Origin of the sequence: Flavobacterium sp. FlaQc-28 (genome assembly GCF_044007415.1) — a bacterium.
Lineage (GTDB): Bacteria > Bacteroidota > Bacteroidia > Flavobacteriales > Flavobacteriaceae > Flavobacterium.
In genome coordinates this window covers 170,833-182,879 of record NZ_JBIPCM010000009.1, presented here as the reverse complement: position 1 = coordinate 182,879, position 12,047 = coordinate 170,833, and the positions used below count along the sequence as shown (strand labels likewise).

Annotated in this window: 15 protein-coding genes and 4 tRNA genes; 1 reads left to right on the top strand and 18 read right to left on the bottom strand. The window is 33.7% G+C overall.

Translation table 11 applies throughout. The features are described 5' to 3' along the window. Positions 1-40 precede the first annotated feature (40 nt). From rplL to ACHRVL_RS19965, 16 genes are all read right to left on the bottom strand, one after another. Complete coding sequence (gene rplL, locus ACHRVL_RS20040; protein ID WP_025572412.1) at positions 41-412, bottom strand: 50S ribosomal protein L7/L12; 372 nt, start codon at positions 410-412, stop codon at positions 41-43. A 91-nt stretch (positions 413-503) separates the two neighbouring features. Beyond that, positions 504-1,007, bottom strand: a complete 504-nt coding sequence (gene rplJ / locus ACHRVL_RS20035) for a 50S ribosomal protein L10 (RefSeq protein ID WP_129024105.1) — start codon at positions 1,005-1,007, stop codon at positions 504-506. A 22-nt stretch (positions 1,008-1,029) separates the two neighbouring features. After that, on the bottom strand, positions 1,030-1,719 hold the full coding sequence (rplA, locus tag ACHRVL_RS20030) for a 50S ribosomal protein L1 (protein ID WP_089053851.1): 690 nt from the start codon (positions 1,717-1,719) through the stop codon (positions 1,030-1,032). A 13-nt stretch (positions 1,720-1,732) separates the two neighbouring features. Further along, the gene (rplK, locus tag ACHRVL_RS20025; protein WP_007807442.1) at positions 1,733-2,170 is read right to left on the bottom strand and encodes a 50S ribosomal protein L11; all 438 of its coding nucleotides are present in this window, start codon (positions 2,168-2,170) and stop codon (positions 1,733-1,735) included. A 67-nt stretch (positions 2,171-2,237) separates the two neighbouring features. Further along, positions 2,238-2,789, bottom strand: a complete 552-nt coding sequence (gene nusG, locus ACHRVL_RS20020) for a transcription termination/antitermination protein NusG (protein WP_089053852.1) — start codon at positions 2,787-2,789, stop codon at positions 2,238-2,240. A 10-nt stretch (positions 2,790-2,799) separates the two neighbouring features. Beyond that, the gene (gene secE, locus ACHRVL_RS20015) at positions 2,800-2,997 is read right to left on the bottom strand and encodes a preprotein translocase subunit SecE (protein WP_008466927.1); all 198 of its coding nucleotides are present in this window, start codon (positions 2,995-2,997) and stop codon (positions 2,800-2,802) included. 19 nt (positions 2,998-3,016) lie between these two features. After that, positions 3,017-3,087, bottom strand: a tRNA-Trp gene (locus ACHRVL_RS20010). Between the two features lie 63 nt (positions 3,088-3,150). Further along, the gene (tuf, locus tag ACHRVL_RS20005; RefSeq protein ID WP_089053853.1) at positions 3,151-4,338 is read right to left on the bottom strand and encodes an elongation factor Tu; all 1,188 of its coding nucleotides are present in this window, start codon (positions 4,336-4,338) and stop codon (positions 3,151-3,153) included. A gap of 55 nt (positions 4,339-4,393) precedes the next feature. Continuing rightward, positions 4,394-4,465: transfer RNA gene (locus ACHRVL_RS20000), tRNA-Thr, on the bottom strand. A gap of 80 nt (positions 4,466-4,545) precedes the next feature. Continuing rightward, positions 4,546-4,626 (bottom strand) — tRNA-Tyr (locus ACHRVL_RS19995). 62 nt (positions 4,627-4,688) lie between these two features. Then, positions 4,689-4,762 (bottom strand) — tRNA-Thr (locus tag ACHRVL_RS19990). A gap of 91 nt (positions 4,763-4,853) precedes the next feature. Next, the gene (gene hpf / locus ACHRVL_RS19985; protein ID WP_089054001.1) at positions 4,854-5,156 is read right to left on the bottom strand and encodes a ribosome hibernation-promoting factor, HPF/YfiA family; all 303 of its coding nucleotides are present in this window, start codon (positions 5,154-5,156) and stop codon (positions 4,854-4,856) included. Positions 5,157-5,190: 34 nt separating this feature from the next. Beyond that, on the bottom strand, positions 5,191-6,084 hold the full coding sequence (locus ACHRVL_RS19980) for a tyrosine-type recombinase/integrase (protein ID WP_395415098.1): 894 nt from the start codon (positions 6,082-6,084) through the stop codon (positions 5,191-5,193). A gap of 127 nt (positions 6,085-6,211) precedes the next feature. Further along, positions 6,212-6,406, bottom strand: a complete 195-nt coding sequence (gene rpsU / locus ACHRVL_RS19975) for a 30S ribosomal protein S21 (RefSeq protein ID WP_089053855.1) — start codon at positions 6,404-6,406, stop codon at positions 6,212-6,214. Between the two features lie 141 nt (positions 6,407-6,547). Then, positions 6,548-7,690: an acyl-CoA dehydrogenase family protein gene (locus ACHRVL_RS19970; protein WP_395415097.1), complete on the bottom strand. Its 1,143-nt coding sequence runs from the start codon at positions 7,688-7,690 to the stop codon at positions 6,548-6,550. A gap of 14 nt (positions 7,691-7,704) precedes the next feature. Next, positions 7,705-8,592: a ComEA family DNA-binding protein gene (locus ACHRVL_RS19965; protein WP_395415096.1), complete on the bottom strand. Its 888-nt coding sequence runs from the start codon at positions 8,590-8,592 to the stop codon at positions 7,705-7,707. Positions 8,593-8,866: 274 nt separating this feature from the next. Here ACHRVL_RS19965 and ACHRVL_RS19960 point away from each other — a divergent pair, with 274 nt between their 5' ends. Beyond that, on the top strand, positions 8,867-10,318 hold the full coding sequence (locus tag ACHRVL_RS19960; protein ID WP_395415095.1) for an amino acid permease: 1,452 nt from the start codon (positions 8,867-8,869) through the stop codon (positions 10,316-10,318). 76 nt (positions 10,319-10,394) lie between these two features. Here the strand turns inward: ACHRVL_RS19960 and ACHRVL_RS19955 are convergent, their stop codons facing one another. Beyond that, positions 10,395-10,622, bottom strand: coding sequence for a PspC family transcriptional regulator (locus tag ACHRVL_RS19955; protein WP_007810860.1), 228 nt, complete (start codon positions 10,620-10,622; stop codon positions 10,395-10,397). A gap of 99 nt (positions 10,623-10,721) precedes the next feature. Then, complete coding sequence (locus ACHRVL_RS19950) at positions 10,722-11,990, bottom strand: DUF2851 family protein (protein ID WP_395415094.1); 1,269 nt, start codon at positions 11,988-11,990, stop codon at positions 10,722-10,724. Positions 11,991-12,047: the final 57 nt, after the last annotated feature.

The following is a 12,047-nucleotide window of genomic DNA, read 5'->3' as shown; positions in this document are numbered from 1 at the left end:
TAACTCAGGACCTAAACCTAGTTCTTAAAACCGTGTTGAATTATTTAAGCTCAACTACAGCTCCAGCTTCTTCTAATGATTTTTTAAGACCTTCAGCCTCTTCTTTAGAAACACCTTCTTTAACAGTACTTGGAGCACCATCAACTACATCTTTAGCTTCTTTAAGACCTAAACCTGTAAGTTCTTTAACTAATTTTACAACTGCTAATTTAGAAGCACCAGCTTCTTTCAATACAACTGTAAATTCAGTTTGTGCTTCTTCAGCAGCACCTTCTCCACCACCAGCAGCAACTACTACAGCTGCAGCAGCAGGCTCGATACCATACTCGTCTTTTAATATTGTTGCTAATTCGTTAACTTCTTTAACTGTTAAGTTAACTAATTGTTCTGCGAATTGTTTCAAATCTGCCATTTTTTCTATCGTTTAAAATGATTTGTAAAATATAATTTATTTATTGTGCGCTAATTAAGCAACAAGGAAAACTAATTCCCTGCTTGAATTATTATGCCTCAGCTTCTTCTTCGCTACCAGCGAATTTGTTTTGTAAAGCTGAAATAATTCTTTGAGCTGGTGATTGTAATAATCCAATGATTTCACCAATAAGCTCTTCTTTAGATTTAATAGTTGCTAATGCATCTAATTGATCATCACCAATATAAACTTCAGAATTGATGTAAGCTCCTTTTAATACAGGTTTAGCTGATTTTTTTCTGAAATCTTTGATTATTTTTCCAGGTGCATTTGCAACATCTGAAATAAATATAGCACTATTACCAGTCAATACTGAAGGTAAATCTCCATAGTCATTAGCAGAAGCTTCCATTGCTTTTGCAAGCAAAGTATTTTTAACAACTTCTAATTTTATACCTGCTTTAAAGCAAGCTCTTCTCAAGCTTGAAGTAGTTTCTGCATTTAATCCAGAAATATCAGATACATAAATAATATTTGTACCAGCTAACTGTGCAGTTAAATCTTCAATCGCGATTGATTTTTCTTCTCTAGTCATACTAAAAATTATTAACTACCAATTATACTGCTTTAGGGTCCAATGCAATTGCAGGACTCATAGTGCTTGTAAGGTGAATACCTTTAATGTAGGTACCTTTAGCAGCAGTTGGTTTAAGTTTGATTAATGTTTGAATAATTTCGTGTGCATTGTCATAAATTTGCTCAGCTCCAAAAGAAACTTTACCAATTCCTGCATGTACGATACCAGTTTTGTCAACTTTAAAGTCAATTTTACCAGCTTTAACCTCTTGAACAGCTTTTGCAACATCCATAGTTACAGTACCTGTTTTAGGGTTTGGCATTAAACCTCTAGGTCCTAAAATACGACCTAATGGACCTAATTTACCCATAACAGCCGGCATAGTGATGATTACATCAACATCTGTCCAACCATCTTTAATTTTTTGTAAGTAATCATCAAGACCTACATAATCAGCTCCAGCTTCTTTAGCTTCAGCTTCTTTATCTGGAGTAACTAATGCTAATACTTTAACATCTTTACCTGTTCCGTGAGGTAATGTAACTACACCTCTAACCATTTGATTCGCTTTTCTTGGATCTACACCCAAACGAACTGCGATATCAACAGACTCATCAAATTTTGCAGAAGCAATAACTTTAATTAATGCAGCTGCATCTTTTAAAGTATATAGCTTGTTCTTTTCAATTTTTGAAGCAGCCTCTTTTTGCTTTTTTGTTAATTTTGCCATTTCTTTCTCTTAATTAAAAAGGAGCATCTCCTGATACAGTTATACCCATAGATCTAGCAGTTCCAGCGATCATGCTCATTGCAGATTCGATTGTGAATGCATTTAAATCTACCATTTTATCTTCAGCGATTGCTTTGATAACGTCCCAAGTAACACTTGCTACTTTTTTACGATTTGGTTCACCTGATCCAGACTTTAGCTTTGCAGCTTCCAATAATTGGACAGCAGCTGGAGGAGTCTTAACAACAAAATCAAATGATTTGTCTTTATACACAGTAATTTGTACTGGGCATATTTTGCCAGGTTTATCTTGTGTTCTAGCATTGAACTGCTTACAGAACTCCATGATATTAACCCCAGCAGCTCCTAAAGCAGGTCCAACCGGTGGCGACGGATTCGCAGCACCTCCCTTAACTTGTAGTTTAACTACCTTACTAATTTCTTTAGCCATTTTTTAAAAAATTTAACACTATAATCATAGGAAGCGATTATAGTGGTTATTATAGATGTAACAAAAATTATACTTTTTCAACTTGCATAAAACTTAACTCTAATGGTGTTTTTCTTCCGAAAATCTTAACCATAACTTCAAGTTTACGCTTCTCTTCATTAATTTTTTCAACCGTTCCGTTGAATCCGTTAAATGGACCATCGATCACTTTAACAGTTTCTCCTAAGTTGAAAGGAATAGCACGAGTATCTGTATTAACAGCCAGCTCATCAACTTTACCTAACATTCTATTTACTTCAGAAAGCCTTAAAGGAACAGGTTCCCCGCCTTTAATCTCACCTAAAAATCCAATAACACTAGTAATTGACTTAATAATATGAGGGATTTCACCAACTAAATTAGCTTCAATCATAACATATCCAGGAAAGTAAACTTTATCCTTAGATGATTTTTTCCCATCTTTTACAGTAACTACTTTTTCAGTAGGAACTAAAACCTGAGAAACATAATCCTCCATACCTAATCTCGCAATCTCAGTCTCGATATAAGCTTTCACTTTATTTTCTTGACCACTAACCGCTCTAACTACGTACCATTTTTTCACATTATTATCTGCCATCACAAAAAAATTATCCTTTTAACCAGTTAAAAAATCCAGCCAAAGCTTTTGCAAAAAATTCGTCTACTCCCCATGTTGCCAAAGCAAATAGAATCGAAAATACAGCCACGACAATTGTCAATTTTTGAACCTCAGCCCAAGCAGGCCAAGTAACATTTGACTTTAACTCTTCGAAAGCCTCTGATAAATAATTAGTAACTTTTGTCATTTGATATGTTTTTTTATTGCACGGGCGGAGGGATTCGAACCCCCATCAACGGTTTTGGAGACCGCTATTCTACCCTTGAACTACGCCCGTAATTAAAGCCAGTGACTTCAGTTAAGAAAATCAACTGGCTTTTTTTTTATAATTTTATAGAAATTACTCTACAATTTCAGTAACCTGTCCAGCACCAACTGTTCTACCACCTTCACGGATAGCAAAACGTAAACCTACGTTCATTGCGATTGGGCTTAATAAAGCAACATTAATAGTTAAGTTATCTCCTGGCATTACCATCTCTACTCCTTCTGGTAAAGTAATAACTCCTGTTACGTCAGTTGTACGTACGTAGAACTGTGGACGGTAGTTATTATGGAATGGAGTATGACGTCCACCTTCTTCTTTTTTCAAGATATAAACCTCAGCTTTGAAAGTAGAGTGTGGTTTTACTGATCCTGGCTTAATGATAACCATTCCTCTTTTGATAGATTCTTTATCAATACCTCTTAATAATAAACCTACGTTATCTCCAGCTTCACCTCTATCAAGGATTTTACGGAACATCTCAACTCCTGTAATAGTAGAAGTTAATTTATCAGCTCCCATACCAATGATTTCAACAGCATCACCTGTATTAGCAATACCAGTTTCGATACGACCTGTAGCAACAGTTCCACGACCTGTAATTGTAAATACATCTTCAACCGGCATTAAGAATGGTTTTGCTACGTCACGTACTGGCTCTTCGATCCAAGCATCAACAGCATCCATTAATTCAATGATTTTTGGTACCCAAGCAGGATCATTATTCAATCCTCCTAAAGCAGAACCTTGAACTACAGGACCATTATCTCCATCATATTCGTAGAAAGATAATAAATCTCTAATTTCCATTTCAACAAGCTCTAATAACTCAGCATCATCAACCATATCCACTTTGTTCATGAAAACAACGATTCTTGGAATACCAACCTGACGTCCTAAAAGGATGTGCTCACGAGTTTGTGGCATTGGACCATCTGTAGCAGCAACTACTAAGATAGCACCGTCCATTTGAGCAGCACCAGTAACCATGTTTTTTACGTAATCCGCGTGACCAGGACAGTCAACGTGAGCGTAGTGACGGTTAGCAGTTTCATACTCTACGTGTGATGTATTAATAGTAATACCTCTTTCTTTCTCCTCTGGAGCGTTATCGATTTGATCAAACGATTTTGCTTGACAGTAACCTGCATCAGACAATACTTTTGTAATTGCAGCAGTTAATGTAGTTTTTCCGTGATCTACGTGTCCAATTGTACCTATGTTTAAGTGCGGTTTGGAACGATTAAAATTCTCCTTTGCCATTTTACTTAATTTTTAATCTTAGTTATATATTAATTTTCAATTTCCTACTTACTTGAGCCAATGTCGGGATTTGAACCCGAGACCTCTTCCTTACCAAGGAAGCACTCTACCCCTGAGCTACACCGGCAGAGAGTTCTGATTTTAGATTCTTGAATTTAGATTTCAGATTTTCAAAAATCTAAAACCTAAAATCTCACCTTTTTTTTGTGGGGAGAGCAGGATTCGAACCTGCGAAGTTCACACAGCAGATTTACAGTCTGCCCTCGTTGGCCGCTTGAGTATCTCCCCTAATTCTTAAAATTTCAATCTCTTAAAGAACTCGTTTCAAATCGCATTTGAAACTTTTTTTGAGCCGATAGAGGGACTCGAACCCACGACCTGCTGATTACAAATCAGCTGCTCTAGCCAGCTGAGCTACATCGGCGAATACATTAAAAAAGTCCGCTATTTCTAACGGACTGCAAATGTAGCTATTTTATCTTTTAATCAAAACATTTTTTAAAAAAAAATTTCAATTATATATGTGCTCTTATTTTTTCTTTCCTTTTCACAAGCAATCGTTCTAACGATTCTGCTGAATTCTCAACAGCCTCCTCAAAGGACTTACATTGCTTTTTTACCAAAAAATCATCTCCCGGAACATTAATCTTAATCTCTACTGCCTTATTCTCTTTATCACTCGTTCTTTCAACTTTTAAAAAAACATCTGCCGAAACAACTCGATCATAATACTTCTCCAGCTTATCCATTCTTTCTTGAATAAAATCAACTAATTTTCTGTCAACAGTAAAGTTAACTGCATGAACATCTACCTTCATAATACTAATTTTAGGGTTAAACATTTCAGAATCATTATTTATTTCTAGGATGCGCATCACCATACACTTTTTTAAGCTCCGCTAAACTATTATGAGTATAAACCTGAGTCGACGCCAAACTTGAATGTCCTAACAACTCCTTAACTGAATTTAAATCTGCTCCGTTATTTAATAAGTGAGTCGCAAAAGTATGCCGCAGCACATGCGGACTCTTTTTTACCTTTTCAGAGACCCTACTAAAGTAAGAATTTATTAATCGATACACAAAAGATTCACTCAATTTTAACCCTTTTTTCGAAATAAAAAAATATTCCGAATCCTGAATTCCCTCAAGCAGAATTCTTTCTTTTAAATACAAACTAACCTGAGTTGCAACAACAGGCAGAAGCGGAATAATTCTCTCTTTATTTCTCTTCCCTAAAACCTTAATAACATTAGAAGATAAATCAACATTTCTCAACATCAACCCAATCAACTCCACACGCCGAATACCTGTTGTATAAAAAAGCTCTACAACAAGCCTATCTCTTACCCCTTCAAAACCCTCAACAAAATCATCTTCAGACACAAAATCCCCCATCTCTTTTTCAGAAAACGGAATTTGTACAATCTTAGGAGTTTTGAGCGTCTTATGCTTCAACATAGGACTAACTTCAATTTGTTTTATTTTTAAAAGAAATTTATAAAAAGCTTTCAGAGAAGCCATCTTGCGATTTACAGACACATTTAAAACTCCCTGATCCACCAAAGAAACAATCCAACTTCTAATTTGACTATAATTAACAAAATCGATCCCCTCTTGCTCAAACCGCACTTTATTAAATTCTTCAAAACAATTCAAATCAGCCAAATAAGCACTAACCGTATGTGAGGAATATTTTTTTTCCAACTGCAAATAATCACGAAAAGCTTCTTTATTAGACTGCATAATTTTTTTTTTCAACTTACCCAGTTACAGACAAATCATTTAGAAAAGATTACAAAACAAAAAACCGTTAGGATCAAAGTTAAAACTTTTTGATCACTAACGGTAATTATTTTAAAAAAGCAGTATACTAACTCTCTAAACCATCTTTCAATGTTTGGATGTAAGCAGCTTTTTGAATTTGAGCTCTTTTGATTACAGAAGGCTTAATAAAAGCAGTACGTGCTCTTAATTGACGAACAGTTCCTGTTTTATCAAATTTTCTTTTATAGCGCTTTAATGCTCTATCGATATTTTCTCCGTCTTTAATTGGTATAATTAACATAATATTGACACCTCCTCTCGTTAAGGCTGCAAATGTAAAAATTAATTATTAATTATGGATCATAAATTTTAAATTATTTTTCTAATAAAATACAACTGGTTTAATATCTAAAGCTATTTTACATTTTACAATTCACAAAACCTATTCTTTCAACAAATTTCTTGAGATAACCAATTTTTGAATCTCAGTAGTCCCTTCTCCTATGGTACATAATTTAGAATCTCTATAAAATTTCTCTACAGGAAAATCTTTGGTATAGCCATAACCTCCATGAATTTGAACAGCATCATTTGCAATTTTCACACAGGCTTCTGAAGCATACATTTTTGCCATCGCTCCTAATGTAGTTACCGGTTTGTGTTTTTGCTTTAAGAAAGCAGCTTTATGTAATAGCAATTCTGACGCCTCAATTTCAGTGGCCATATCTGCCAATTTGAACGAAATTCCTTGAAAACTACTAATCGGCTGCCCAAACTGATATCTTTCTTTTGAATATTTTAAAGCTGCCTCATATGCTCCTTTTGCAATACCTAGAGACAAAGCTCCTATAGAAATTCTTCCTCCGTCTAAAATTTTCATTGCCTGAACAAATCCCCCTCCAACTTCTCCTAATCTATTTGCATCTGGCACACGACAATTATCAAAAACCAATTCAGCGGTTTCACTTGCACGCATTCCTAATTTATTTTCTTTTTTACCTGAAGAAAAACCAGGCATTCCTTTTTCAAACACAAAAGCTGTCATACCCTTAGAATCTCCTTTTTCTCCTGTTCGAACAATAACAACTGCCACATCTCCAGATATACCATGAGTGATAAAATTTTTTGCACCATTTACAATCCAAGAATCTCCATCTCTAACCGCTGTTGTATTCATACCTCCTGCGTCAGAACCAGTATTATGCTCTGTTAACCCCCATGCGCCAATAAATTCAGCCGTTGCCAACTTTGGTAAAAACCGTTTCTTTTGCTCTTCGTTTCCAAAAGTTAAAATATGATTTGTACATAACGAATTATGAGCTGCAACCGACAAACCTATTGAAGGATCAACTTTTGATATTTCTTCAACTACTGTAATATATTCATGATAACCTAATCCTGATCCTCCGTATTCTTCAGGTACTAAAACCCCCATGAACCCCATTTCTCCAAGTTTCTTAAACAAATCAATTGGGAAAATCTGAGCTTCATCCCACTCCATTATAAATGGTTTTATATTCTTTTCGGCAAAATCTTTTATAGATTGTGCAATCATTGACTGCGTCTCGTTATAATCAAAATTCATTGTGTACTATCTTTTTAGAACTCCAAATATAAACTAATTATTTTTGCTTTTTCAACAGGAAAACCTTTAATTTTTGATAATTCCTCAATATTATTAAAATTTCCGTTCATGCTTCTATAAGTTACAATTTGTTTTGCAAGAGAATATTTAAAATACGGAAACTGAGATAATTCTTTTAAAGAAGCATCATTTATTGCTATCTTTTTAAATCCTGAAGGAGTAACTGCTTTAAATCGTCGGTTTAATTCAACTATCACCTCTGGCGAAAGTCCCCAAACATCTTCCATCTGTTCCATAGAAATAAAACCTCCTAGAATTTCTTTTTGTTTTAATATCCTTAAAGATAAAGCTTCTCCAATACCATATACTTTTATCAAATCTTCCTGACTGGCGGTATTAATATCTGAAAGTACAATATTCACTTTATTAAAAGGTATTTTCGCAGGATATTCTTTTTTCTCTATTTTAAACTCATTCTTTTTCCGTGTCCAATCAGGAAATTTAAACAATGGAGAAATCACTTTTAAAAGTGAATCAGAAATATGTGTCACTTCTTGAAACTCTTTTGCAGAGTTTACATATTTATTCTCTTTTCGAAAAGCCAGTAATCTATCGATTTCTTGAACTGACATCCCTAGCTTATAACCTTTATAATCCGAAATAAAATTTGGATTAAAAGTATACACCTTTCCTTTTTCAGTTAATTGCTCCATCCTAGCCGCATCTATATCTTTTTGCAATAACATCCATTGTTTTTCTCCACTAAAAGAAATCTCTGATTTATCAAAATCAAAAAAGAAATAAAATAGCTGCAAAATAATTATGATAACAAATAATAAAAAAATACCAGTTCGCTGTTGACTAGTAAACTTAAAATGCATCTTAATCTTCTTAAAACTCATTACTTTTATAAATTAACCCATTTGCAAGGGATCTAAAATACAAGAAAATCATCAAACTTAACAAGAAAATACATTAAAATTTAACTTTTGTCAGAATTATACATTCCGCAAATTTCTATCAATTAATTTAATGATTGTCAGCTTGTCATAAGGCTTTACCGAGTGTTTCTTTAAAATTTTAAATATTTTATAACTTAAAACATGATAATTGTTTTTATTTTTTATAAAAAACGATACATTTGGAGCTTAATAACAAATAAACCAATATTATAGTATGTCAATTTGGAAAACTAAACCTCTTTCGGTATTGCTCGGTGAAGCATCCGAATCTGAAAAAGGACTAAAAAGAACCTTATCTTCACGTTCGCTTGTTGCACTTGGAGTTGGCGCCATCATTGGAGCCGGGCTATTCTCCTTAACTGGAATTGCCGCCGCAGAACATGCCGGACCTGCAGTAACTATCTCATTTATATTAGCCGCTATAGGTTGTGGTTTTGCAGGACTTTGCTATGCCGAATTTGCTTCTATGATACCTGTTGCAGGTAGTGCCTACACCTATTCTTATGCCACTATGGGAGAATTCATGGCTTGGATTATTGGTTGGGATTTAGTTTTAGAGTATGCTTTAGGAGCCGCTACAGTAGGAGTTAGTTGGTCTCGATACTTATTAGAGTTATTAGCAAAATTTAACATTCATCTTCCTCCAGACTTGATTTGTTCTCCATGGGAAACTTTAACACTTAGTAATGGTACCGTAATTGAAGGTGGAATTGTAAACTTACCCGCTATATTCATTGTTTCGCTGCTTTCATTATTATTAATTAAAGGAACAAAAGAATCTGCAACTATCAACAATGTATTAGTTGTTGTAAAAGTGGCTGTAGTTATCGTTTTTATTGTTTTAGGATGGAAATTTATTGATACTAGCAACTACACTCCATATATTCCTAAAAATACCGGAGTTTTTGGAGAGTTTGGATGGTCAGGAATCGCAACTGGTGCAGCAACTGTATTTTTTGCTTTTATTGGTTTTGATGCTGTATCGACTGCTGCTCAAGAAGCTAAAAATCCTCAAAAAGGAATGCCGATTGGTATCTTAGGATCTTTAGTAATCTGTACAATATTATATGTGCTATTTGCTCACGTAATGACAGGACTTGTACCTTACTACAAATTTGCTGGAGATGCAAAACCTGCTGCTACCGCATTTGCAGTTACAGGATATGATTTTTTACAAACAGGTTTAATCATTGCAATTTTAGCAGGATACACTTCGGTAATTCTAGTAATGCTTATGGGACAAAGCCGTGTGTTTTATACTATGAGTAAAGATGGTTTGTTACCTCCATTCTTTAGTGAAATACATTCAAAATTCCGCACACCTTGGAAAACCAATGTTTTCTTTTTAATATTCGTAAGTTTATTTGCTGGACTAGTTCCTGTAAGTGACTTAGGACATATGGTAAGTATTGGAACTCTGTTAGCGTTTGTTCTTGTATGTATTGGAGTTATGGTAATGCGTTATAAAATGCCTGACGCGCCAAGATCATTTAGAACTCCTTTAGTTCCTTTTGTACCTATTGCAGGAATCTTAATTTGTTTAGCTTTAATGTATTCTTTACCAAACGAAAGCTGGGCACGACTTGTTATTTGGATGGCTTTAGGTGTCTTAATATACTTTATGTATGGTAAGAAAAACAGTAAATTAAATAATCCAGAAAAATAATTTTGGGTATATAAACAAAAAAGGATCTTAGAGTTTTAACCACTTTAAGATCCTTTTTTTTATGCTTATTTATAAGTTACAAATCAAAAACTGAAGTTCTTTTAGCACGTATTAAATCCTTTAATCGAATCCAAAAAGCTAAGGTTAAATAAACCCCAAAACCCAAACCAGCCGTTACAAAAGAGATATAAATAAAAAACAACCTCACACTTGTTACACGCATACCTAGTTTGTCTGCTAATCTTGACGATACATGAAAACCATATTTTTCGAAAAAGAATTTTAATTTTAAAATAGCTGACATCTTGATTTTTGATTTATACTTAAGACTTTAGACTCCTTCTACATACTCTGGATAACAAAAGTACAAATTATCTCATTATCACATTTTCTAATCATATAATTATTTTTTCAAAAGCTCCATTCCAACTGCACATTTCAAGCAAGCTTTTTTATTACAATACTCATTCTTAAGCTCCAATAAAGTCTGAGTTTCGAACGCATTTATTGATTTGACACCAAAAGAAGTAAACTTTTCTATTATTGAGTTCTTTTCTGGAGCGACTTCATTCATAAAATTAATTAAGTCTTCGGAAATAGATTCTCCAATCGTTGTTGAATATGCAAACTGAATTGGAATAATAGTATTAATGATTACTAAATCAAGGAATGACTTTGATAGTGTTTTTTCTTTCTTTGGACTTTCTTTATCGAACTGAAAATGTCCTTTCCAGTAAGAACTAGTAGAAACGCTCAGAGTTTCGTAAACACTTTTAACTGATTTCAATCTAATAATCTTCGAAAATAAGTTCTGTCGTTTATGGTATAGCATAGCCAACTGCGACAGCCTGATTGTTGGAAAATTGTCTGGTCTATGCTTAAAAAATTGAAGAGGTTCAATATAAGATCTCTCTAATTGGTATTTATGTAAGAGGTAAAAAAATCTAAATTTTAAATCTTTAAAATACTCATCTTCTTTCTCTTCACTTAATAAATTGGCTGTTCCAAAAAATAGTGACTCTAAATTTTCTGCCTCGAAACTTTCTTTTCTAATAATCGAAAAAGGAACTGATTTGGCTATTTGCAAAAAAGAAGTACCATTTGTATTTAAGCCGAAATTCTTAGCCAATAGGCAGAATAAAACTGCCTCCCAATCTTGATTAAATTCTTCTAAAAGCTTACAAACAAGTTCTGATTTACGCTCTAATCGCTCAAAAAACAATCTTTCCTGCCAATTTTTTAAAACAAACTCATCAATTTCACTTATTTGCTTTTCGCACGGAATCCAAGTTTTAGTAGAAAGCAAGTTTTGATAATTTGCAATTATTTCTGCTTTCACATAATCTTTAAGGACCAAAACTGGTATTTCAGTGTTATTTTTTCTGAAAATGGCAGTATCATTCTCCCAAACTACGTGCAAAATGACATTTTCATAAGCTGAATCATTCTCATGATTATGTAAATACCAGTCTGATGATTTTAAATGAATTTCTACGTTTCCTGCCCATTTTTGATCACCAATTTTAATATGAGTGTTAAAAAAATCAGGCCCAGAGCGTTGCAAATAGTCGCCAGTTTTAATAATCGTAACCAATTCACCTTGAACTGTTTTTAAATTCAGAGTATCAAACTTCTTGAATTTCCAGAGATAATGAAGAAAATCTTCTTTCATTTTTAGATTTTAAGTGAAATTAAAAACTAAAAATAAACATTTTTTACTATTATTCTT

Excerpts from the sequence above, each read along its gene's own strand:
- ACHRVL_RS19970 (WP_395415097.1), bottom strand. The coding sequence starts at position 7,690 with ATGAATTTTGATTATAACGAGACGCAGTCAATGATTGCACAATCTATA.
- secE (WP_008466927.1), bottom strand. The coding sequence starts at position 2,997 with ATGACAAAAGTTACTAATTATTTATCAGAGGCTTTCGAAGAGTTAAAG.
- rplJ (WP_129024105.1), bottom strand. The coding sequence starts at position 1,007 with ATGACTAGAGAAGAAAAATCAATCGCGATTGAAGATTTAACTGCACAG.
- ACHRVL_RS19965 (WP_395415096.1), bottom strand. The coding sequence starts at position 8,592 with ATGAGTTTTAAGAAGATTAAGATGCATTTTAAGTTTACTAGTCAACAG.
- nusG (WP_089053852.1), bottom strand. The coding sequence starts at position 2,789 with ATGGCAGATAATAATGTGAAAAAATGGTACGTAGTTAGAGCGGTTAGT.
- rpsU (WP_089053855.1), bottom strand. The coding sequence starts at position 6,406 with ATGTTAATTATACCAATTAAAGACGGAGAAAATATCGATAGAGCATTA.
- hpf (WP_089054001.1), bottom strand. The coding sequence starts at position 5,156 with ATGAAGGTAGATGTTCATGCAGTTAACTTTACTGTTGACAGAAAATTA.
- ACHRVL_RS19950 (WP_395415094.1), bottom strand. The coding sequence starts at position 11,990 with ATGAAAGAAGATTTTCTTCATTATCTCTGGAAATTCAAGAAGTTTGAT.
- rplL (WP_025572412.1), bottom strand. The coding sequence starts at position 412 with ATGGCAGATTTGAAACAATTCGCAGAACAATTAGTTAACTTAACAGTT.
- ACHRVL_RS19960 (WP_395415095.1), top strand. The coding sequence starts at position 8,867 with ATGTCAATTTGGAAAACTAAACCTCTTTCGGTATTGCTCGGTGAAGCA.
- tuf (WP_089053853.1), bottom strand. The coding sequence starts at position 4,338 with ATGGCAAAGGAGAATTTTAATCGTTCCAAACCGCACTTAAACATAGGT.
- ACHRVL_RS19955 (WP_007810860.1), bottom strand. The coding sequence starts at position 10,622 with ATGTCAGCTATTTTAAAATTAAAATTCTTTTTCGAAAAATATGGTTTT.
- rplA (WP_089053851.1), bottom strand. The coding sequence starts at position 1,719 with ATGGCAAAATTAACAAAAAAGCAAAAAGAGGCTGCTTCAAAAATTGAA.
- ACHRVL_RS19980 (WP_395415098.1), bottom strand. The coding sequence starts at position 6,084 with ATGCAGTCTAATAAAGAAGCTTTTCGTGATTATTTGCAGTTGGAAAAA.
- rplK (WP_007807442.1), bottom strand. The coding sequence starts at position 2,170 with ATGGCTAAAGAAATTAGTAAGGTAGTTAAACTACAAGTTAAGGGAGGT.